Source organism: Nocardia sp. Tas62D01 (assembly GCF_055232035.1).
Window position 1 is genome coordinate 44,574 of the sequence record NZ_JBUYUZ010000001.1, and the last position, 20,580, is coordinate 65,153.

Below are 20,580 nucleotides of genomic sequence, written 5' to 3' on the forward strand. Positions count from 1 at the left end.
CCGCTGTCGCCGGCAACGACCCCGACGATCACCTTGTGTCGTATGCCGACGCGAATGCGCGTCGGGAGGAGCAGTAGTGAACGTAGTCGTTGTAATCGTCATTCTGGCAGTGGTGGCGTTGATCGCGCTGGCACTGTCGATTCGAGTGGTGACCCAGTATGAAAAGGGCGTGTTGTTCCGGCTCGGACGGGTCATCGAGGTACGGGAACCGGGCCTGAATTTCATCATTCCGGTCATCGATCGGCTGCGGAAGGTGACGATGCGCATCATCACCATGCCGATCCAGTCGCAGGGGATCATCACCCGCGACAACGTCAGCGTCGATATCTCCGCGGTCGCCTACTTCCGGGTCGTCGACGCCGAGCGGTCGGTCGTCGCGATCGAGGACGTGTACTCGGCGATAGATCAGATCGCGCAGACCACGCTGCGCAAGGTGGTCGGACAGCACACCCTCGACGAGGCGCTCGCCGAGACGGATGTCATCAACGCGGGTATCAGGGAGATCCTCGATACCACCACCCTGGAATGGGGCGTCGAGGTCACCCTGGTCGAGTTGAAGGACATCCAACTGCCCGACAGCATGAAGCGGGCGATGGCGCGACAGGCCGAGGCGGAGCGCGAGAAGCGAGCGAAAATCATTGCCGCCGAGGGTGAGTCGCTGGCTGCCGCGGCGCTTGGGGATGCCTCCGACACGATGATGGCGCACCCGTTGGCGTTGCAGCTGCGCAACCTGCAGACCCTGATCGAACTCGGTGTCGACAAGAACACCACCATCGTGTTCCCCGCGCAGCTGATGAGCGCGATCGGCGACATCGGCGCCTTCTTCGCCCGCGAAACCACCGCCGCGGGCCTGCATTCGGCCCAAAACCCGCAACAGATCCAACCGGTGTCGATACCGGGACCCAACGGAAGCACCGACCCGGTGACACCTACAGCCGCGTCCGACTGACGCGGGCGTTCGGCGAGCGGCTCTCAGGAATGCGGTCACCTGAGGGTGTCGGGACCGGTCGTAGCGCTGCTCGTCGATCACGACGACAGTGCCCGTCCGCGAGCCGATACCTGCGATCACGGCTGAGTCAAGGCTCGAATCTCGTCTCGCAGTACCGTTTCCGGGTGTTCCAGCCGCCGGTGCCGGTGGTCGGAGACCACGGGCTTGCCCGCAATCAGCACCTCTCGGATATCGCTGGCAGTGGCGGCGTAGAGCGCGGCGGCCGGGTCGGCGCCCGCGGTGCGGACCGAGTCGAGGTCGACGGTCACCAGGTCGGCTGCCGCGCCGGCGTGGATGCGGCCGACCTCGGGCCAGCCGATCGATGCGTGATCCGTTGCCGCGCTGAACAACTGCGTCAGGTCGAACCGGCCGCGCTCGCGGCTGGCCAGTCGCTCGTTCAGTTCCAGTGCCCGCCATTCCTCGAAAGCGTCCACTATCGCGTGACTGTCGCTACCCAGCGACAGTCGCACTCCCGCGTCGGCCAGCGCCCGGCCGGGGCCGATGCCGTCGCCGAGGTCGCGTTCGGTGGTCGGGCAGAAGCACACATTCGCCCGCATTCCGGCGAGCAGCCGAATATCGGCGCCGGTCACATGCGTGGCGTGCACGGCGACCGTGTCAGGACCGAGCATGCCCGTCTCGGCAAGCAGCGCGGTCGGGGTGCGGCCGTGCGCGGCAAGGCAATCTCGGTTCTCGGCAGGCTGTTCGGACAGGTGGACATGTATCGGCCGACCAGCGGCCTGTTCGGCGACCACCCGCAGTGCGCCCGGCGGCACGGCACGCACCGAGTGCGCGGCAACCCCGGTGCGCACAAAGTCCGGCTTCGGCGTGAACGCGGCCGCGCGTTCGGCCCAGGCACCCACATCGCCGTCACTGAATCGCTCCTGATGTTCTTCGAGCTTCCAGCCGAATCCTCCTGCTAGATAACAGGTGTCGAGAAGAGTGAGCCGAATGCCGGCATCGTCGGCCGCGGCGGCCAATGCCTTGCTCATCGCGTTCGGATCGTCGTAGGGCACGCCGCCCGGCCCGTGATGCAGGTAGTGGAACTCGCCGACGCTGGTGTATCCCGCCAGCACCATTTCCGTGTATACCCCACGCGCGAGTCGGTAATACGAATCGGGATCCAGCTGCGCCGCAACGGCATACATCCGTTGCCGCCAGGTCCAGAACGTGCCGCGATCACGGTGCGTGCGCCCCCGCAACGCCCGGTGAAATGCGTGCGAGTGCGCATTGGCAAACCCGGGAACGGTCAACCCGCGCAACACCTTCCCCGTCCGCTCAGCGCCAACCATCACCGATCGGATCACGGCCCCGTCGACATCGATGCCGACCGACTCCGCGAGACCATAGGGCAGCCAGGCATATTCGGCCCAGAATGCGCTCATATGACCAGCACCTCCTGTGGCCGAGGCCGCCTGCCGCCGCTCACTTGGCCTCCTGCATCGGGATCCGTACACCACGCTCGGACGCGACCTCGCCGGCACGTTCGTACCCGGCGTCCACGTGTCGAATGACGCCCGTGCCGGGGTCGTTGGTCAGTACTCGCTCGATCTTCTGCGCGGCCAGCTCGGTGCCGTCGGCGACGCACACCTGCCCGGCATGAATGGAGCGGCCCATGCCGACGCCGCCGCCGTGATGGATCGACACCCAGCTGGCGCCGGACGCGGTGTTGACCAGGGCGTTCAGCAGCGGCCAGTCGGCGATGGCGTCGGAACCGTCGGCCATCGACTCGGTCTCGCGATACGGGGAGGCGACGCTGCCGGAGTCCAGGTGGTCGCGTCCGATCACCAGGGGCGCCCGCACCTCGCCGCTGGCCACCATCTCATTGAAGCGCAGGCCGGCCAGGTGTCGCTCGCCGTAGCCGAGCCAGCAGATGCGGGCCGGAAGTCCCTGGAAAGCAATGCGTTCCCCGGCAAGGCTGATCCAGCGTCGCAGGGATTGGTTGCCGGGGAACAGATCCAGGATCGCGCGGTCGGTTGCCGCGATGTCGCGTGGGTCGCCGGACAACGCGGCCCAGCGGAACGGGCCTCTGCCCTCGCAGAACAAGGGACGGATATAGGCCGGTACGAACCCGGGGAAGTCGAACGCCCGCTCGCAGCCGCCGAGTTTCGCCTCGCCGCGCAGCGAGTTGCCGTAGTCGAAAACCTCGGCCCCGCGATCGAGGAACCCGAGCATCGCGTCGACATGGTCGGCCATGGATTCCCGTGCCCGATCGGTGAATTCGTCCGGTTTCTTCGCCGCGTAGTCCGACCAGTCGTCGAGGGCGACACCGCGCGGCAGATAGGCAAGCGGGTCGTGCGCGGAGGTCTGGTCGGTGACGATATCGACCTCCACACCGGCGGCGAGCAGCTCCGGCAGCACCTCTGCGGCATTGCCGATCAGCCCGACCGACAACGCCTTTCGCGCCTTGCGCGCTGCGGCGACCCGGCGCACCGCGTCATCGAAATCGTCGGCGATCTCGTCGAGGTAGCGGTCGTGCCTGCGCCGCTCGGCACGGGCAGGATTGCACTCGACCACCAGTGCCACACCACCATTCATGGTGATCGCCAACGGTTGCGCGCCGCCCATCCCACCGAGCCCGGCCGTCAGTGTGAGCGTGCCCGCCAGGGTGCCGCCGAATCGCTTGTCCGCCACGGCGGCAAAGGTTTCATAGGTGCCCTGCAGGATGCCCTGGGTGCCGATGTAGATCCACGACCCCGCGGTCATCTGCCCGTACATGGTCAGACCGAGCGCCTCCAGCCTCCGGAATTCCGGCCAATTCGCCCAATCCCCAACAAGATTCGAGTTGGCGATCAATACGCGCGGCGCCCACTCGTGCGTCCGGAAAACCCCGACCGGCTTCCCCGACTGCACCAGCAAGGTCTCATCGCCTTCGAGCGTGGTCAAACACCGGCTGATCGCATCGAAACTGGCCCAGTTCCGGGCTGCCTTCCCGGTGCCCCCGTACACCACCAGATCCTGCGGCCGCTCCGCCACCTCCGGATCCAAATTATTGTGCAGCATTCGCAGCGCCGCCTCGGCCTGCCAATTCTTCGCCGTCAACTGCGACCCCCGCGCCGCCCGAACCGTCCGCGCCATCACAATCCCTCCATCCCAAGGAAATCCGACACAACCGCCACCGGGACGTCCGCGCCACCCGCGAGTCGCACATGGCTGCGACATCGGGAACAGCGACTGCCTCGCGCGAGTGGCACATGGTGGCGGCAAACAGCGAGACCCACTCCCAACGGTGTTCCACTCGGCAGCGCGACTCGATCGGCAACCGGGCAGGCCGCGTATGGCGTGGGGCCGTGATGGTTGACCCAAGGCTCGGTGAGAATCGCTGGTGCCATGGATGCCTCCCTCCGCAGGGAACCGGGTTAGACCTTCAGGTGGGGTGTGACCGCGTTCAGCAATGCGCCGGAGTCGATGAGCTCTCTGGCTGCAGCGATTTCGGGGGCGAGGTGCCGGTCCGGTCCCGGTCCGTCAACCTTGGTGCGCAACAGAGCAAGCGCCGCGGCGGTGGCCGGGGCGGGACGCAGGGGGGCGCGGAAGTCGAGGGCGCGGGCAGCGGTCAGGTACTCCACCGCAAGGACGGAGGCCAGGCCGTCCACCGCCCTGCGCAGCTTGCGTGCCGCCGACCAGCCCATCGATACATGGTCCTCCTGCATCGCGCTGCTCGGGATCGAGTCGACCGACGCGGGCGCGGCAAGGCGTTTGAGTTCGCTGACGATGCCCGCCTGGGTGTACTGGGCGATCATGTGACCGGAATCGACACCGGGGTCGGCGGCCAGGAACGCCGGAAGGCCATGGGAGCGTGCGACATCCAGCATCCGGTCGGTCCGTCGTTCGGCCATGCCTGCCACGTCTGCGACCGGGATGGCCAGGAAGTCGAGTACGTAGGCCACCGGCGCACCGTGGAAGTTGCCGTTGGATTCCAGCCGTCCGTCGGCCAGCACCACCGGATTGTCGATGGCGGCGGCCAACTCTCGCTCGGCGACCGTTTCGGCGTGTGTGACGGTGTCGCGGGCCGCGCCGTGCACCTGCGGCGCGCAGCGCAACGAGTACGCGTCCTGCACCCGATTGCAGTCCGGGCCGCGGTGGCTGGCCACGATCTCCGACCCCGCGAGCGCGGCCCTGATCCGCTGCGCCGAGCGCGCCTGGCCGGGGTGTGGCCGCAATGCCTGCAGGTCCGCGGCGAACACCCGATCGGTGCCCAGGAGTGCCTCCACGCTCATCGCGGCGGTCAGGTCGGCGATATCGAGCAGTCGGTGCAGGTCGTCGAGCGCCAGGACCAGCATGCCGAGCATGCCGTCGGTGCCGTTGGTCAGCGCCAACCCCTCTTTCTCGACGAGGGTCACCGGCTCGATGCCGTTGGCGCGCAACGCCGTTCCGGCCGCGACAACGGCGCCCGAGGAATCGATGACCTCCCCTTCCCCCATCAACGCCAGCGCCACCGCGGCCAACGGCGCGAGATCACCAGAGCAGCCGAGCGAACCGTATTCGTGCACGATCGGCGTGACACCCGCATTGATCATCGCGGCCAAGGTGGCCGCGGTCTCCGGCCGCACACCGGTATGCCCGGTGGCCAGGGTGCGCAGCCGCAGCAGCATCATGGCCCGCACCACCTCGGGCTCGACCGCCGGACCCGTGCCCGCGGCATGCGAGCGGATCAGCGAGCGCTGCAGCGCCGCGCGGCTCTCCGGCGGAATGTGGCGGGTCGCGAGTGCGCCGAAGCCGGTGGATACACCGTAGGCCGCAACGGTCCCGGCGGCCAGCGCGTCGACGTGCTGGCGCGCGGCGGTCAGACGTTTCTCGGCGGCCTCGCTGAATCGCACCTTCGCCGCGAGGCGCGCGACGGCGACAACCCGCGCCAAGGACAACGGACCGTCCAGCTCGACTGTCGGTAACTGCGTGGTATCCGGCATGTACACCATTCCACAGGGCCGAACGCTGGTGGAGAATGAGGCGCGGCCAGCTTGTGTCTGGTATCCGAGACATCCGAGGAAGTGGCCATGGGTCCGAGCAGCGATATACCGGCATTACGGCGCGGACTGGCGGTTCTACAGCTGATGGCCGGGCGGGCCGGACCGGTCTCGGCCTCCACCATCGCCCGCGAGCTCGACCTGCCCCGCTCCACCACCTACCACCTGCTCGCGGAACTCGAGCAGACCAGATTCGTCACCCGCCTGCCCGCCGAACGGCGCTACGGACTGGGCATCGCGGCGTTCGAGCTCGGCTCGGCCTACCTGCGCCACGACCCCCTGGAACGGCTGGCCCGACCGCTGCTGCGCGAACTGGTCGAACGGGTCGGTCACAACGCGCACCTGGGCGTGCTGCACGGCAGCGAACTGCTGTATCTGATCAAGGAACGCCCGGCCCGACCGGAAACGTTGGTCACCGATGTCGGGGTCCGGTTACCCGCCCAGCTGACCGCCTCCGGGCGCGCGATCCTCGCGCACCTGCCCGCCGCGCAAGTTCGCGCCCTGTTTCCCACCGCGTCGGCATTCGTGCGCCGCACCGAACGCGGACCCGCCACCCTCGCGCAGCTGCGCAGCACCCTCGCCGCGGAGCGCCGCCATGGCTGGGCCTGCGAAGACGGGCACGTGACCCCCGGTTTCGCCTCGGTCGCCTACCCCATATTCGACCACGACCACCGCCCGATCGCGGCAATCAGCGTGACCCTGCGCCACCACTGCGCACAACAACCCTGCGACACCGACTGGTCCGGCCTAGCCCATCAAGTCCGTGGCACCGCAGACGATCTCACCCGCCGCATCGGCGGCCGACCCACCTGAGCGCCGCTCTTCGGTAGCGTCGTCGCCATGGTCGCGTCCCCGACTATCAGCCGCCGACCTGGCCGAACGGCGCCATCCCAAGCACATTCACCTCGACCTCGTCGTCGAGGATCTCGATGTCGGGGAGGCCGAGGCGGAGGCGCTGAAACTCGTCGCGCGGACAAGCAACCGGGACCGGATCGGTGGCGAGTCCTGTTGGACCCGGCCGTCACCCCTTCTGTCTGACGACCCATGTGCCGTTGTTGCCCTTGGGTTCCCAGTCAGCCGCGCCGAGACTTCTCTCAGCCCCACTGATACTTCAGGAACTTCCCGTCCAGCGTGACGACGACGCGCTCGCCGCCCGGATCGTCGCGGCGATCGACGTCGATCTTGAAGTTGATGGCGCTCATGATGCCGTCGCCGAACTTCTCGTGGATCAGCTCCTTGATCGCGGGCCCGTACACCTGCAGGACCTCATAGAAACGATAAATCGTCGGGTCCGTAGGCACCGCGTCGTCCAATGCGCCGCGGGTGGGTTGGGCCACGAACGCGGCGATTTCCTCGGCGCCGAGTTCCAGGATCCGGGCCGCGGTCTCGGCCTGCTCGGCCGTGAGCGGGTGTTGGCCCAGCAGAGCGGCCACGATCCACGCCTCAGGCGCGTCGAGCATTTCGGCGAGCTGCGCCCAGGTCAGCCCGAGCCGAGCCTTGGCGGCCAGCACCGCGGCGCCCGCCTGCTTCTTGGTCGTCATACGGGCACGGTAAAGGACGCGCGCAACGGTGTCGAGGCGACATGAGGCGCCCTCGACCAGGTCACAAGCACCGATGGTCACTGCCACAGAGCCGCCACCTGCGCGGAAATAGCTTTGGCCTGGCGAAACCGGCTCGGCCCGAGCCTGCGCGGGTTGCCGGGTCCAGCTGATTGCGGCCGAAGGCGTTGCCGGAGTCCGCATCCGGTGTGATCACCTCGACTCGGCTGCCGGCGGCACGCAGGGCGTCGACGTGAGTGGCGAGGCAATTGGGTCTACGACGTCGACACCGCCCACGGCGTCATCATCCTGATCACCGGCTGGCAGTTGCTCGGCTTCGCGGTGCGCCACCAACTGCACACCCAGCTACTTCTCCAACTTCTGCAACTGCGCGCTGAGACTGGGCTGAGTCAGATGCAACCGCTGCGCCGCCCGCCCGAAATGCAACTCTTCCCACACGGCCACCCGCACCATGGCAGATCAGTGAACACATTGCGGCGTCGAATCCGACGCAACACCGCGTTTGCCCTGCTGGCAGCGGGTATTCTGCGGCTATGGACTCACACTCGGCGACCTTCGGTGTCGAGGAGGAGTTTCTCCTTGCGGATCCGCGGACCGGTGCGCCCGTCCCGAAGAACGTCGAGGTCGCACGCACGGCGGCCGAACTCGGCATCAGCCTGCAATTGGAGCTGACCCGGTGTCAGGTGGAGACCAGCACCACCGTGCACACCAGCGCGACGGAACTGCTCGATGAACTGCACGAGCTACGTCGAGGCAGTGCGGTCTGTGCCGAGAAGAACGATGCCCTGCTGCTGGCAGTGGCGATTCCGCCGACCGTGCCGCACACGTTTCCGATCACCGATACTCCGCGCTATCGCCGTATGTCCGCGGACTTCGGCATGCTCGCCCACGAACAGGGTCTGTGCGGATGCCATGTTCATGTCGCGGTGCCGAATCGCGAAGCCGCGCTTCAGGTCAGCAACTATTTGCGACCGTGGCTGCCGCTATTCCTCGCGCTGACCGCGAACTCCGCGATCTACCGTGGCACCGAAACCGGTTATGCCAGTTGGCGAAGCATCCTGTGGCGGCGCTGGCCGAGCGCGGGTCCGCCGCCGTACTTCGCGTCCGAGGGCGAGTACGACACGATGGTCGCCATGATGCTTTCCAGCGGCAGCATTTTCGACGAGAAGATGGTCTATTGGGATGTCCGACCGTCGGTCTCCTTTCCCACCGTCGAGGTCCGTGTCAGCGATGTGCCCGCGACGGCCGAGGAGTCCGCGCTGCTCGCGACCCTGGTGCGGGCCACTGTCCTGATGGCGCGAAAGTCGTTGGCGCAAGGGAGAACTGCTCCCACGGTCGCCGCCGAGGTACTACGCGCGGCGTATTGGAAGGCCGCGCGCAGCGGCATCGACGGCGACTGTGTCGATCCGGTGGACGGGCGCGTCCGCCCGGCTCGCGACCAGTTGGCCCGGCTCGTCGAGTACGTCGAACCCGCACTGGAGGTGTTGGGTGAGCGGACTTTCGTCGCCGAGACCGTGACGACCGTGCTGGCTCGCGGCAACGGTGCGATGCGCCAGCGCAACGCTTTTCGTGGACGTTGCGATGTCGGCGATGTCGTCGCCGCGTTGAGCGAGGCAACCCTGGAGGGGTGCTACTGACGACTCCCTACCGCATCAAATGGGCGCGAACCCGGCACCGATATCCCCTCGCGCGTTGATGTCGTCCATGATCGCGCTCATATTGGTCCCCACCGTCGGACCGAAGCAGCCGATGGCCAGATAGGCGTTCACCATGCCGACGAGCGTCGAGCCGACGACGACCGGCGCGCCGGAATCGCCTTCCAGGACACACATATTTGGGTCCAGGTCTCGCTGTTGGTCCGCAGAACGTCGCCCCAGGCGACACCGCACGTACTGCCGGTGGTGCGGCCCTTCTTGCAGACCACCATCGGGAACTGCGCCGGTCCGCCGACGCCGGTGATGGTGACGTTCCCGATCTGATTGACGGGTGTCATCCGGTCCGGATCGAACTGGATGATGCCACGGTCACCGTCTCGACGCTTTCGCGCAGGTTCGCCGAGTGTTTCCGGTCGTAGCCGAACAGCGCGTCCAGGCGTGGATCGTGCAGTTCGGCGTGGGCGCCTACGACATCGAGGATCTCGCCGAGCAGTACCGCGGTGCGGGATTCGGCCAGCGGGGTCACCCGGCCCTTCGGGAAGGAGGCGACGGTGCTGTCGAGGACCCGGTCGACCTCGGTGCGAGCGGCGGCGACACCGGCGAGTTCGGCGACCGGGATGGCGCGCAATACCAGCGAACGCTTCGATTCGAACTGCTCGACCAGTTGCCGCGTCCATGCGGTCACCACCCGCTCGGATTGATAGCTGGGCATACACGCGGTCATCGAGGGCGGTGACCACCGCGTCGCGCCGAAAAGACCTGGCGTGCAAGCGAAGCATGCTCACCAGGGCGGGACGCTCGGTCGGTCGACGAGTTCTCGGCCGGTGAGCGCGAATCCGACGACCGCGGCGGGCCCGGTCACCGGAATGTTCAGCGCGCTCGCCACCGCCGGGACGTCCACCCCGCTACCTCGGGCGCCGAACAGGCGCTGAATCAGGAGCGTCTCGGTGGGGGGCGCCTCCAGGCTGCGGGAGATGATGCGAGCGGCGATGGCCGAGGTCCTCGCCCGCGCGAAGGCCACCGCCGGCCTGACGATCGCGGCAGGCGGTCACGCCGACGACAGCGTCGGATACTTCGTCGACCCGACCGTGCTGCCCGGCGGCGACCCCACCGACGAGTCGTTCCACACCGAATACTTCGGCCCGATCCTCGCCGTCCACGTGTACGACGATGCCGCCCCCGGTGGGTTCGAGTCCGCGCTCGGAATCGTCGATCAGGGCTCTCCATCGCGCTTTCGGCGCTGGTGGCGTTGCTCGACCGCCCCGACCGAGGGCAAACGGCGGGTCAGTGAGCTGGAGCGCCTCCGTAAGGGCGTGTTCCGGCCGTCGTCGAAGAGCATGGTGGCGGCTCTGAACCGGACGGTCGACCTGCTCGCGGTGGGTGGTGGGCCATTGGATGTCTCGGGGGTTCCACCCCGGCGGGTGACGGGGCTGGCGACCTACGGATTGTCGAGCAAAACGCCGCTGCTGCGCCGCTACTTTTGCACTTCCTGACTGCTTCAGGATTCGGGGCTCTCCCGTGGGTTCATCGCGACTGAAGCGATTTCAACGGGAACCCACGGCTTTTCGGCGCTCGCAGATCTGGAATGCGGTGGGTTCGTGGCCGGATTCTAGCCGTTCCGGACTGTTCTATCGGCCAGGTGGCTGTTCGATTTCGTCGCTGAGTAGGTGCTCGGCGACGGTCGAGTAGCGCAGGGCGGTCTCGTGGTGGATGTTGAAGACAAGGGACAGGTGCAGTGGGTCCGGTCCGGCGGTGAGGGCTTCGTGCAGGATGCGGTCGGCGCGGATTCGGTCGATGCTGAATCCGTTGTGCCCCAGGGAGAAACGCGCGAATTCGTGGCTGACCGGTCCTGTGCCGTGGACGGTGCGGGGGCTGACGAGCAGGTGTGAGTTGGGGCTGTGCGGCCAGGTGGTGCGGCGGTGGTTGAGCCAAGCTCGCATCGCCCGGTAGGTGAGGTCGCCGACCCTCTGGTTGTGGCCGGCCAGAGTGATGCGGCGGTTGGGCAGATCAACGTCGTCGAGCATCAGGTTTCTGATCGTGTTCGTCCGGGCCGCGTGTTCGGCGGCCAAGGCAAGGGCGAGACGGTCGGATGGCCGGACGGCCAACTGCTCGATGATGCGGATCTCGTCGTCGGTCATCGGCACCATCGCGGGGTCGATGTGTGGTGCTTTGACGCCGATGGTCGGGTTGTCGAAGGTGAGGCCACGTTTCTTGGTGGTTCGGAACAACGAGCGCAGCGCCTGAACTGCGTTGTTGCGCTGGTAGCCGTGCAGCGGCTCGAGGGCGGCGTAGATGTCGGATTTGGTGACTTCCCGCAGGTGACCGTAGTGGGTCGCCCATTGGCGCAGGATCGGCCGAACGTCGCCGAAATAGGCATATAAGGTGGCGGGCGAGCGGGGTCTGGCGCGGGCGTCGCCGTCGAGCAGAACCAGCAGCCAGGATCGGACCGGACTGGCGAATCCGGGCGCGAGATCGCTTGTCGCGCGGTCGATCCAGGAACGAACCGGCGGTGTCGAATCGTCGTGAAGGAGATCCAGATCGGCAAGCACCTCGATCAGCCGTGTCCTGGACACGTGGCGGTGAGGTCGCTGACGGATCTCGCTCACCGGCACCTTGTCACCGGCGGTCCGCCCGTCGAGCACGGTGACCAACCCATCGAGCACGCAGTGCAAGGTCGACGGGCTCCAGCCCCTCGTCGCGGCGAGCTGCTGCGCGTGCTGCGCCGCCGCCCGCAGGGCGGGATCGCTGACGGTCAGCGCTTGGTGCTGCCAGCGTGACGGGAGCGGCTCACCGTTTCTTCGCCGGTAGTAGGAGGCAAGTGCCGAACAGGTTCGGCTGCAATAGATTTTGTCTCGCCGCCGTTTCTCCGGCAGCGGAGTGCCGCAGTGCAGGCAGTTCATCGAGGCGGCAGCGACCTCCCGGTCCGGGCGCGTGGGACGACCGGCCGAACCTCGCCGACCGCCGCAGGCGTGTCCTCGGCCGCCGGAACCGGTGCGGTGACGGTCTCGGGTTCGGGGATGAGCAGTTCCTCGACGCCGCAGCCGAGGACAGCGCAGATGACGTCCAGGTCGCGGAGTTTGACGACATTCGGGTTGCCCGACCACAGCCCGGACATCTTCCCGGCGCTGATAACCAGCTCGCGGTCGGCGAGCATGCGTTGCAGTTCGCTGGCCTTCCAGATGCCGCGGTTGGCCGCGGCCAGGCGCAGGTTCCATTTCATCGGGTGAGTCCTTTCCATCGGTCGGCGACCCGGCGCTGCCCGGTCACCCACGCGTCTTCGACATGGGTGGCGTGGACGTGGATATACCGGGCAGTTGTGGCCGTCCAGGAGTGACCACATAATTCCTGGATCGCGAACAGGTTCATCCCAGCGAGATAAAGCTGGGAAGCGCAAAAATGGCGCAGGACATGCGGTGTCAGTTTCCCGGACCAGGTCAGCAGATGCCGGTCGGCGGCATCGGCGAGGGCACGGCGGAACACGTCGGCGGTCGCGCGCATGGCGGTGCCGTCGGTGTTCTTACGCTCGGACGGAAACAGCGGCGTCCCGTGGCGCGAGGGGTCGATGTCGAACAGACCGAGGACGTCCTCGATGAACCAGCGCAGACTCCGGTCGGCGCCGTTGATCAGCGGCACCAGTCGAGGTTTCGGGCCCTTGCGGCGAGATCCCTTGCCATGGCGGACATTCAGCTTTCCGAACCGGCCCAGCTCCCACCGCACGTCGTCGAGATCGAGCATGCGGGCCTCGTTGATCCGCAAGCCGACATCGGCGGCCAGGCGGGCGACGGCGTAGTTGCGGGCGATCGGGGCGAACTTGCGGCAGGTCGCCAGCTCTGCGCGCCACCCGGCGAACAACTGCTCGATCTCCTCGGCCGTCGGCGGGATGCGTAGCTGCGGATCCACCGACGCCCGCGGCCGGTTGATCTCGTCGAGTGGGCATTCCACGACCCGGCCGGTGAGATTGTGCAGCTCGACCTTGTGTCGCAGCTCCAGGAAGTGGAAGAACACCGTCAGCGCGGCCGCGCGGCCGGTCCGCGTGGATGGCTTCGCCTCCCGCAGCACCTTCCCAAAATAGGTGTCGGCGTCGGAAGGCTCCATCTCCCACAATGGCCGACCGAACCAATCCCGAACCAGCTCAAGGTGATTGACGTCGTTACGGATCGTGGAGTCCACCAGCCCCGCGGAGGCCCGCGCCAGAACAAACCCAGATAGCACGTCGGTCTCGAACGCGGCGAGTTCGTCCTCGGTCGCCGGAGCCCGCAGCTCCCGCAGATCCCGCACCGCCGCGAGCGCCAACCCACGCCTCCTTGATTTCACTCCCAGTGAAGAACTATCGCTACAGCCGTGATCTGATCGGCCGCAGCGAGGCTACTTCAGTCGAGTGATATGGCGCAGGGGAACGAGGAAACCGCCAGGCCCAGGCACGAAACGGCAGGGGGGAGAAGACAGGACGGCTCAGGAACTCGTCGACTGTTGGTTAGCCTATGCGCAGAAGCTGCGCGGTCAACGCCTTTCCGCAGCCCGCCGAATGCCTCGTACGTGGCGACGCAGGCGTATTCGACGAGCTGGGCTGCGGCGGCCGCGTCCAGAGCTTCCGCAATCCGCCGATCGGCCTCGGAGATATTCGAGGTCACGGTGACCCCAAGCGATTACGCTGCCGAGCACACCAGTTGGCTACATCGGCCTGGGTGGATGTTCGTATCGGCGAATTTTTACGACGTGGTCTTGCTTGCGGTGGAAGGCTTCTCGTCTCCACGGCGCCACACGGGAAGAGCCGCCGTTGCCTCGTCAGTCGAAGGTGAGTCGGGGTTGATCACGCCGGATGTTTCGAACCACCGGGCCAATGCGATGTCAGCGATATTCGGCACGACGCCGATCCATCCATATGTAGCCGGTAATGAGCGCGGCGATGACGACGCATTGGAAGCCGGTGTTCGCGCGGTGTCCGTCCACGGCAACAAGGAGCAGCCCGAATAGCGCGCTCGCCATGCTGGCACCGAAACAGAGGGCGAGCTGGTGTCGTAGTGCCCACGCTCGCCGGGTCCAACGCTGCACCACCAGCGCTGCTGCGGCGGCGAACGACAGAGCCCCGGCGGTCCACCACACGAACGAGACTGGCCCGCCGATGAAGGCGGCCAGAAACAACACAAACCAGCCCACGCCGACCACCAACCCGAACAACCCCACGACCATGCGACCCGGGGCGCGCCCCGCAAGCGCGACACTTCCGTGGTCCGTGCACTTCGCGCTCGCCCAGACCAGGCCCGCCGCCACGACGATCGTGGCGGCGGCTTGCCCCCAGGACAGCCGGAAGTCGGATCGCAGATGCGAGATCACCAGGAATATGGCGGTGCCGGAGGCGAACAGAAAGGTGAGCACACCGGCGGTGCGCCGGGATAGCCACGGCGAGCGGCGGCTGCGCGGAAAGACGAGATGGACTACCGCGATGGGTATCAGCACGCTCCACACGACGTGGTAGCCGGACACGACGACCGCCCAGAACCAATTGACCCCGAACGCGTTTCCGTGCACCGCCTCGCCGTCCATGCCGACGGGGTTGAAGATGGTCTGCAGGGCAAGACCCTCCTCGATGAGAGCGAAGGCGCAGCCTAGCAACACAAGTCCCCAGCCGGTCAGATGTAGCCGTTGCGCGATCTCGCGGATCAGCACCACGCCGGCACCGTAGAAGAACACGATGCCCACCACACGCAGCGGCTGAGCAAAGTAGCTCAACCTCAATGAAGCGACGACGACCTCCCCCATCACGGGGGTGAGGATGAAGAGTGTAAGCACGGCTTGCCGTTTTTCCCGTGCATGACTGGTGGTGACGCTCGATCGCGACGACGGATGCATGCCGCGATATTATCAGAGTGGCTACTCCATTAACTATGATGAAGCGGTGCCCCGTCCAATCGACCCGCAGCGACACCGCGCCCGACGGCTCCAGATCATCGACGCCGGCCTGACCGCCTTCGCCGAGCACGGCTACGCCGGGGCCACCACCGCTGTCATCTGCCGCACCGCCGGTATCGGATCGGGCACGTTCTTCCACTACTTCCCAACGAAGGACGCGCTGCTGGTGGCGATCCTCGAACATAGCGCCGCCGAGACCCGCGAGTTCTTCGAGCAGCGAGCCGATGCGGTCGATCCCCGTCGTGTGGTGTTCGACTATGTCGAGCACGCCGTGTCCGGCCTGCGAGACCCCCGGGCCGCCGGATTCATCTCCGTGGTCGGCGGGCTCACTCACCGGCCGGAAATCGCCCGCGCGCTGAGTGCCGACGACGAAGCCGCCCGTGCTGCACTGCAATCCACTGTGCGGGCCGCCCAGCAGGATCAGAGCGTCCGCGCCGACGTGGACGCCGAACGGCTCGCCGAGTGGATCCTGCTGCTGCTCGACGGTTTCGCAGGCAGAGTCGCCGCCAGCGACAACTTCGTCGCCGAACAAGAAGCGGAAACGCTGAACGAACAGGTCACATTCCTGCTCGGCGATCGGCCGCGGCCAGAGCCGGACACGCCCACCGCCACGACACTCCCGGCACAGTGACGCCAAAATCCACAGTAGTGGGCTACAAAAAGGGCGATGACGTCACCGGAGAGCGCATCGGGAAGAGCAGCGGACTCGGCCACAACGATGCCATCTCCAAGAAAGACCGAACGGACACGTTCGAGAAGCGGGGCGGCCACACGAGCAGCACCGAGGTGAGCAAGCTGCCAAAACTTCCTGGCGGTCAGGCTCCTGGCAGCAAGCCGAAGGAGCCGACCGGCGCCGTCGTCAGGCAGCAGCCCTTCGGTGGAGCGCGCGCGTCCGGCACCAACGACAAGACGGGCTCGGCGCAGAATCTGCTGCGCTGGACCTCCGCGCGCACCATCAAGGAGACCTTCGTCCCGCCGACCGATCACCGATACCCGCACCAGGCAACGGAATTGGAGGCGCGGTAATGGCAAACTCTGGTCTGCTGCGGCCCGCCATGCTGGCGGCCTCCCGCTCGCCCCGCATCGAGCGCACCATCACCCGGATGCCCGCGACCAAGAAACTCGTCGACCGGTTCGTCGCGGGCCGATCCGAGGATCAGGCGATCGCCGCGTCCGCGGCCCTGCTCGGCTCCAGCCGATACATCACCATCGACTACCTCGGCGAGGACACCACCGAGATTGAGCAGGCGCGCAACACCGTGGCCCACTACCTGCAGTTGCTCGTGGCGCTGACGCGACTGCACGGCGCGATCGACGACCCCGGCCCCGTCGGTCCGCTCGAAGTGTCGCTCGAGCTCTCGGCGCTCGGCCAGTCCCTCTCGCACGACGGGCACGCAATCGCCCGCGAGCACGCGCACTAAATCTGCAGTGCCGCACACGAAGCCGCGGTCTTGGTCACCATAAACGCCGAGGACCACACCACCACTGATGAACGGCTACGGCTACCCGATGGTCGCCACCCACGACCCGGCGATCATCGAGGCCGCACAGCGCTACGCCGACGACGTGGAGCGCAAGGCCGACGAGTTCGAGTTCCAAATGCTCTATGGCATCAGGGATGTCGAGCAACGACGGCTGGTCGAAGAGCAGCGGCACCTGCGCGTCTACCTGCCCTATGGCGACCAGTGGTACGGCTATTTCGTGCGCAGGCTGGCCGAGCGTCCGGCCAATCTCGCCTTCTTCCTGCGCTCGTTGATGCCCGTAATCAGCGCTGAGGTTCGCGACCTCTGTGCAATCGGACAAAAGCACCTGAAAGTTGTTTATCCAACTCGCCGATCACACTGCCGCTGTGGTCGTATTAGCTATCTCCAGATGAAAGTGTGATCTGGGTTACTGCGTTGCCGCAGTGGCGCAGAGGAGGAAAGGATGCCTATGTCCATCGCGGAGTTGCGCAGCCAAATGTTGCGCCGCAAACCCATTGGCCAAGTCGACGACGACGCTCCCGCCGATGAGCAACTGTCGCGATCGCTCGGGCTGTGGCAGCTCACCGCGATCGGCGTCGGCGGCATCATCGGCGCGGGTATTTTCACTCTCGCCGGTTCGGTCGCGCACTCGGTCACCGGCCCCTCGGTGCTCATTTCGTTCCTCATCGCCGGTGTCGCCAGCGCCGCTGCGGCGCTGTGCTATGCCGAGTTCGCCGGGATGGTCCCGAAGGCCGGGTCCGCCTACACCTACGGCTATGTCTCCCTCGGTGAGATCGCGGGCTGGTTCATCGGCTGGGATCTGTTGTTGGAGTACATCGCGGTGGCCGCCGTCGTCGCCATCGGCGTATCCGGATACTTCCGATTCCTGCTCGGACAGGTCGACATCACGCTGCCCGACTGGATGATGGGCGCCCACGGCACCGGAAGCGGCCACGTGGTCGATGTGTTCGCGATGCTGTTCTGTCTCGGCACGGCATGGTTGCTTTCGCGTGGCATTCGCAGCGTCGGCCGCTTCGAAACGGTCGCGGTCGGTATCAAGGTCGCCCTGGTCGTGCTCATCATCGTGCTCGGCGTCTTCCACATCGACAGCTCCAACTACACCCCGTACTTCCCCTTCGGTACCGGCGCGGTGTGGACCGGCGCCGCCACCGTGTTCTTCGCGGTGTTCGGCTACGACGCGATGAGCACCGCCGCGGAGGAATCCACGGACGGCAAGAAGCACCTCCCGAAGGCCATCATCTACTCGCTGGCCATCGCGATGGTGCTGTACGTGCTGGCCACACTGGTGCTTACCGGCATGCAGAAGTACACCGAGATCAGCCCGACCAGCGGATTCTCCACCGCCTTCGAATCCGTCGGCATGCCGAGCGTCGCGAACATCATCGCCGTCGGCGCCATCGTCGGCATCATCACCGTGGTGCTCACCTTCATGCTCGGCGTGACCCGCGTGTGGTTTGCCATGAGTCGCGACGGACTGCTGCCCGAGTGGTTCGCCAAGACGCACCCGGTCCGGAAGGTACCGACCCGGGTGACCTGGATCGTCGGTATCGGTGCCGCGGTGATGGCCGGTCTGCTCGACATCACGGTGGTCGCCGAACTGACCAATATCGGAATTCTGATGGCCTTCATCGTGGTGTCCGTCGCGGTGATCGTGCTGCGGCGCACCCGGCCCGACCAGCCGCGGGAGTTCAGGCTGCCGTTCATGCCTGTCATCCCCCTCATCGGCATCGGCTTCTCGGTCTACCTCATCTGGTCGCTGCCGTGGCAGACCTGGGTGCGGTTCGCGGTCTGGTTGGTTGTCGGGCTGTGCGTGTATTTCGGCTACTCCCGCACTCACTCCAAGCTCAACGCCGCCGCGCCCGCCGCGGCGACACCTTCCGAGCAGTAGGTCGGTCCGGAGCAACCGAGCACGAAGGGCCCAGGTCGAGCAGCCGCCCGACCTGGGCCTGCTTATTCACCGCTACGCCGGGTAACCGGCCGCCAGCGACCGAAGGCGGTGCATCCTTGCGAACGGCGGGTGCAGGTCAGACGGGCGCTACCTGCGATTCGGCACAGTCGTGAACTTCCGTCGTCGAATTCCGGGGGATGTGGATTCGAAACAGGCGCACGATACGGCCCGGACTGCCTGCGGGGTCAGCCGGGGATGCTGGTCAAGAATTCAGCAGGTGCGCCCGGTCAGGCGCACGGCGGCGGAGTGACAACATGCCAGTACGTGTTCACCGGTCGATCGTATACCGACGTCGACAGCGAAAGCCGCCGAATATTGTTTACCGACAAGACCTTCCCGCGAACGATGTTCTGTACGGTCGAGGCTGTGCAGAAGAACGAACCACCCGCGGTCGCGGCCATACCGAACAAGCCGAACCAGGTCGTGCCGATCGATGACATCGACCGGGTCCTGCTCGATCAACTCGCGCGCGACGGGCGCATGACGAACAACGCCCTCGCCGCCATCGCGGGCATCGCGCCGTCCACCTGCCTTGGGCGGGTGCGGTCGCTGGTCGAGCGCGGCGTCATCCGCGGGTTCCACGCCGATATCGACCCGGCCGCGCTCGGCCGGAACCTGCAGGCCATGATCGCGGTCCGGGTGCACGGCACCGCGCGAGCGCACCTCGCCGAGTTCGGAGAGCAACTGTCCGAACTCGACGAGGTGCTGAATGTGTACTTCATCGCCGGCGCCGACGACTACCTGATCCACGTCGCCACGGCGAACACCGACGAGTTGCGGGTATTCGTGCTCAACCACCTGAGCGCGCACCCCGCAGTCGCCTCGACCGAGACGATCCTCATCTTCGAGCACGTACGACCCAGGAATCACCCGCTCGCTTAGGCGGCCGGCTGCGCGTGGTAATCGTGTGCGGCCGCGACGGATTCGGACAGCAGCATGCCCTTGTGGGTGCTGAGGCCGTTCGCCAGACCGGGATCCGCGGCGGTCGCCTCGCGCCATCCGCGCTCGGCAAGCGAAACCACGTACGGCAGTGTGGCATTGGTGAGTGCGACGGTCGAGGTGTAGGGCACCGCGCCGGGCATATTGGCCACGCAGTAGAAGACGGACTCGTGCACCCGGTAGGTCGGATCGGCATGGGTGGTCGGCCGCGAATCCTCGAAGCAGCCACCCTGATCGATGGCGATATCGACCAGCACCGCGCCCGGCTTCATCTGTGCGACAAGGTCATTGGACACCAGCTTCGGCGCCTTCGAACCCGGCACCAGCACGGCGCCGATCACCATATCGGCCTCGCGGACCGCGGTTTCCACCTCGAGGCCGTTGGAAATGATGGTGCGAATCCGGCCGTTGTAGAGGGCATCGAGGTCGCGCAGGCGGGAGATGTCCAGGTCGAGGACGGTCACATCCGCGTGCATGCCGACGGCCACGGCGACCGCGTTGCTGCCCGCGACTCCCGCGCCGATCACGACCACCTTGGCCGGACGCGCGCCAGGCACGCCACCCATCAGTACGCCGCGGCCGCCGCCGCTGCGCATCAGATGGTAGGCCCCGGCCTGCGGCGCCAACCGGCCCGCGACCTCGCTCATCGGCGCAAGCAGCGGCAGCGACCCGTCGCGGCCGGTGACGGTCTCGTAGGCGATCGAGGTGATGCCGGACCGCAGCAGCGCGTCGGTGCATTCCTTGGACGCCGCCAGGTGCAGATAGGTGAACAGCACCTGGTCTTCGCGCATCCGCGAATACTCCTCGGCCACCGGCTCTTTGACCTTGAGCACCAGATCCGCGAAGCCCCAGAGCTCGTCGGCAGTCGCCAGCACGCGTGCCCCGACAACCCGGTACGCCTCGTCCTCGAATGCTGAGCCCCGACCGGCCCCGGACTCGATGTATACCTCGTGCCCGCGGGAAACCAGCTCATGCACCCCGGCCGGCGTACACGCGACCCGATACTCGTGGTTCTTGACCTCGCGAGGAATTCCGATCTTCACCACCACTCCTGAACGTCGATTCGGATAGACGGCCGGTGACCCCGAAGAGGTGGGATCGCCACAGGGACTAAGTATGAATATTATGCAATGAAA

At 66.5% G+C, this 20,580-nt stretch carries 16 protein-coding genes and 5 pseudogenes; 9 read left to right on the plus strand and 12 right to left on the minus strand.

Translation table 11 applies throughout. The annotated features are described in order from the left end of the window. Positions 1 to 76: 76 nt before the first annotated feature. On the plus strand, positions 77 to 949 hold the full coding sequence (locus tag ACV7NQ_RS00260) for a slipin family protein (protein ID WP_463357724.1): 873 nt from the start codon (positions 77 to 79) through the stop codon (positions 947 to 949). Between the two features lie 116 nt (positions 950 to 1,065). On the opposite strand, the gene ACV7NQ_RS00265 is transcribed toward ACV7NQ_RS00260, so the two are convergent. From ACV7NQ_RS00265 to hutH, 3 genes are all read right to left on the minus strand, one after another. Then, complete coding sequence (locus ACV7NQ_RS00265; protein WP_463357725.1) at positions 1,066 to 2,370, minus strand: formimidoylglutamate deiminase; 1,305 nt, start codon at positions 2,368 to 2,370, stop codon at positions 1,066 to 1,068. A gap of 40 nt (positions 2,371 to 2,410) precedes the next feature. Then, positions 2,411 to 4,063: a urocanate hydratase gene (hutU, locus tag ACV7NQ_RS00270; RefSeq protein WP_463357726.1), complete on the minus strand. Its 1,653-nt coding sequence runs from the start codon at positions 4,061 to 4,063 to the stop codon at positions 2,411 to 2,413. A 281-nt stretch (positions 4,064 to 4,344) separates the two neighbouring features. Further along, positions 4,345 to 5,892, minus strand: a complete 1,548-nt coding sequence (gene hutH, locus ACV7NQ_RS00275; protein ID WP_463357727.1) for a histidine ammonia-lyase — start codon at positions 5,890 to 5,892, stop codon at positions 4,345 to 4,347. An 87-nt stretch (positions 5,893 to 5,979) separates the two neighbouring features. Between hutH and ACV7NQ_RS00280 the strand changes: the two genes are divergently transcribed. Next, positions 5,980 to 6,762 carry an IclR family transcriptional regulator gene (locus ACV7NQ_RS00280; RefSeq protein WP_463357728.1) on the plus strand — a complete coding sequence of 261 codons (783 nt, stop codon included), beginning with the start codon at positions 5,980 to 5,982 and terminating at the stop codon, positions 6,760 to 6,762. 281 nt (positions 6,763 to 7,043) lie between these two features. On the opposite strand, the gene cynS is transcribed toward ACV7NQ_RS00280, so the two are convergent. Both cynS and ACV7NQ_RS00290 read right to left on the minus strand, forming a co-directional pair. After that, positions 7,044 to 7,490, minus strand: a complete 447-nt coding sequence (cynS, locus tag ACV7NQ_RS00285; RefSeq protein WP_463357729.1) for a cyanase — start codon at positions 7,488 to 7,490, stop codon at positions 7,044 to 7,046. Between the two features lie 366 nt (positions 7,491 to 7,856). Continuing rightward, a pseudogene (locus ACV7NQ_RS00290) lies at positions 7,857 to 7,961 on the minus strand (LysR family transcriptional regulator); the annotation flags it as partial. Positions 7,962 to 8,041: 80 nt separating this feature from the next. Between ACV7NQ_RS00290 and ACV7NQ_RS00295 the strand changes: the two are divergent. Then, positions 8,042 to 9,145, plus strand: coding sequence for a glutamate--cysteine ligase 2 (locus ACV7NQ_RS00295; protein WP_463357730.1), 1,104 nt, complete (start codon positions 8,042 to 8,044; stop codon positions 9,143 to 9,145). A 15-nt stretch (positions 9,146 to 9,160) separates the two neighbouring features. Here the strand turns inward: ACV7NQ_RS00295 and ACV7NQ_RS00300 are convergent. Next, positions 9,161 to 9,534: pseudogene (locus tag ACV7NQ_RS00300) on the minus strand (chymotrypsin family serine protease); the annotation flags it as partial. Continuing rightward, a complete protein-coding gene (locus tag ACV7NQ_RS00305; protein ID WP_463366087.1) occupies positions 9,498 to 9,875 on the minus strand; it encodes a hypothetical protein in 378 nt (125 codons plus the stop codon). The gene ACV7NQ_RS00305 and the pseudogene ACV7NQ_RS00300, both read right to left, overlap by 37 nt. A 280-nt stretch (positions 9,876 to 10,155) precedes the next feature. Here ACV7NQ_RS00305 and ACV7NQ_RS00310 point away from each other — a divergent pair. Then, a pseudogene (locus ACV7NQ_RS00310) lies at positions 10,156 to 10,386 on the plus strand (aldehyde dehydrogenase family protein); the annotation flags it as partial. Between the two features lie 405 nt (positions 10,387 to 10,791). Here the strand turns inward: ACV7NQ_RS00310 and ACV7NQ_RS00315 are convergent. From ACV7NQ_RS00315 to ACV7NQ_RS00330, 4 genes are all read right to left on the minus strand, one after another. Continuing rightward, positions 10,792 to 12,063, minus strand: coding sequence for an integrase (locus tag ACV7NQ_RS00315; RefSeq protein ID WP_463357731.1), 1,272 nt, complete (start codon positions 12,061 to 12,063; stop codon positions 10,792 to 10,794). Further along, positions 12,060 to 12,383 (minus strand): helix-turn-helix domain-containing protein, encoded by a 324-nt coding sequence (locus ACV7NQ_RS00320; RefSeq protein WP_463357732.1) that lies wholly within the window; start codon positions 12,381 to 12,383, stop codon positions 12,060 to 12,062. The genes ACV7NQ_RS00315 and ACV7NQ_RS00320 overlap by 4 nt, the downstream gene beginning before the upstream one ends. Next, positions 12,380 to 13,456, minus strand: coding sequence for a tyrosine-type recombinase/integrase (locus ACV7NQ_RS00325; RefSeq protein ID WP_463357733.1), 1,077 nt, complete (start codon positions 13,454 to 13,456; stop codon positions 12,380 to 12,382). Before ACV7NQ_RS00325 ends, ACV7NQ_RS00320 begins: the two co-directional genes overlap by 4 nt. Positions 13,457 to 14,011: 555 nt before the next feature. Beyond that, the gene (locus tag ACV7NQ_RS00330; RefSeq protein ID WP_463357734.1) at positions 14,012 to 14,953 is read right to left on the minus strand and encodes a hypothetical protein; all 942 of its coding nucleotides are present in this window, start codon (positions 14,951 to 14,953) and stop codon (positions 14,012 to 14,014) included. A gap of 106 nt (positions 14,954 to 15,059) precedes the next feature. Here ACV7NQ_RS00330 and ACV7NQ_RS00335 point away from each other — a divergent pair, with 106 nt between their 5' ends. From ACV7NQ_RS00335 to ACV7NQ_RS00355, 5 genes and pseudogenes are all read left to right on the plus strand, one after another. Next, on the plus strand, positions 15,060 to 15,704 hold the full coding sequence (locus tag ACV7NQ_RS00335; protein WP_463357735.1) for a TetR/AcrR family transcriptional regulator: 645 nt from the start codon (positions 15,060 to 15,062) through the stop codon (positions 15,702 to 15,704). Positions 15,705 to 15,913: 209 nt separating this feature from the next. Continuing rightward, positions 15,914 to 16,099 (plus strand): annotated as a pseudogene (locus ACV7NQ_RS00340) (L-glutamate gamma-semialdehyde dehydrogenase); the annotation flags it as partial. Next, positions 16,099 to 16,828: pseudogene (locus ACV7NQ_RS00345) on the plus strand (proline dehydrogenase family protein); the annotation flags it as partial. The pseudogenes ACV7NQ_RS00340 and ACV7NQ_RS00345, both read left to right, overlap by 1 nt. A 177-nt stretch (positions 16,829 to 17,005) precedes the next feature. Further along, the gene (locus ACV7NQ_RS00350; RefSeq protein ID WP_463365468.1) at positions 17,006 to 18,445 is read left to right on the plus strand and encodes an amino acid permease; all 1,440 of its coding nucleotides are present in this window, start codon (positions 17,006 to 17,008) and stop codon (positions 18,443 to 18,445) included. 426 nt (positions 18,446 to 18,871) lie between these two features. Further along, a complete protein-coding gene (locus tag ACV7NQ_RS00355; protein WP_463357736.1) occupies positions 18,872 to 19,387 on the plus strand; it encodes an Lrp/AsnC family transcriptional regulator in 516 nt (171 codons plus the stop codon). Here ACV7NQ_RS00355 and ald read toward each other — a convergent pair. Beyond that, positions 19,384 to 20,487, minus strand: coding sequence for an alanine dehydrogenase (gene ald, locus ACV7NQ_RS00360; protein WP_463357737.1), 1,104 nt, complete (start codon positions 20,485 to 20,487; stop codon positions 19,384 to 19,386). The genes ACV7NQ_RS00355 and ald overlap by 4 nt on opposite strands. Positions 20,488 to 20,580 lie beyond the last annotated feature (93 nt).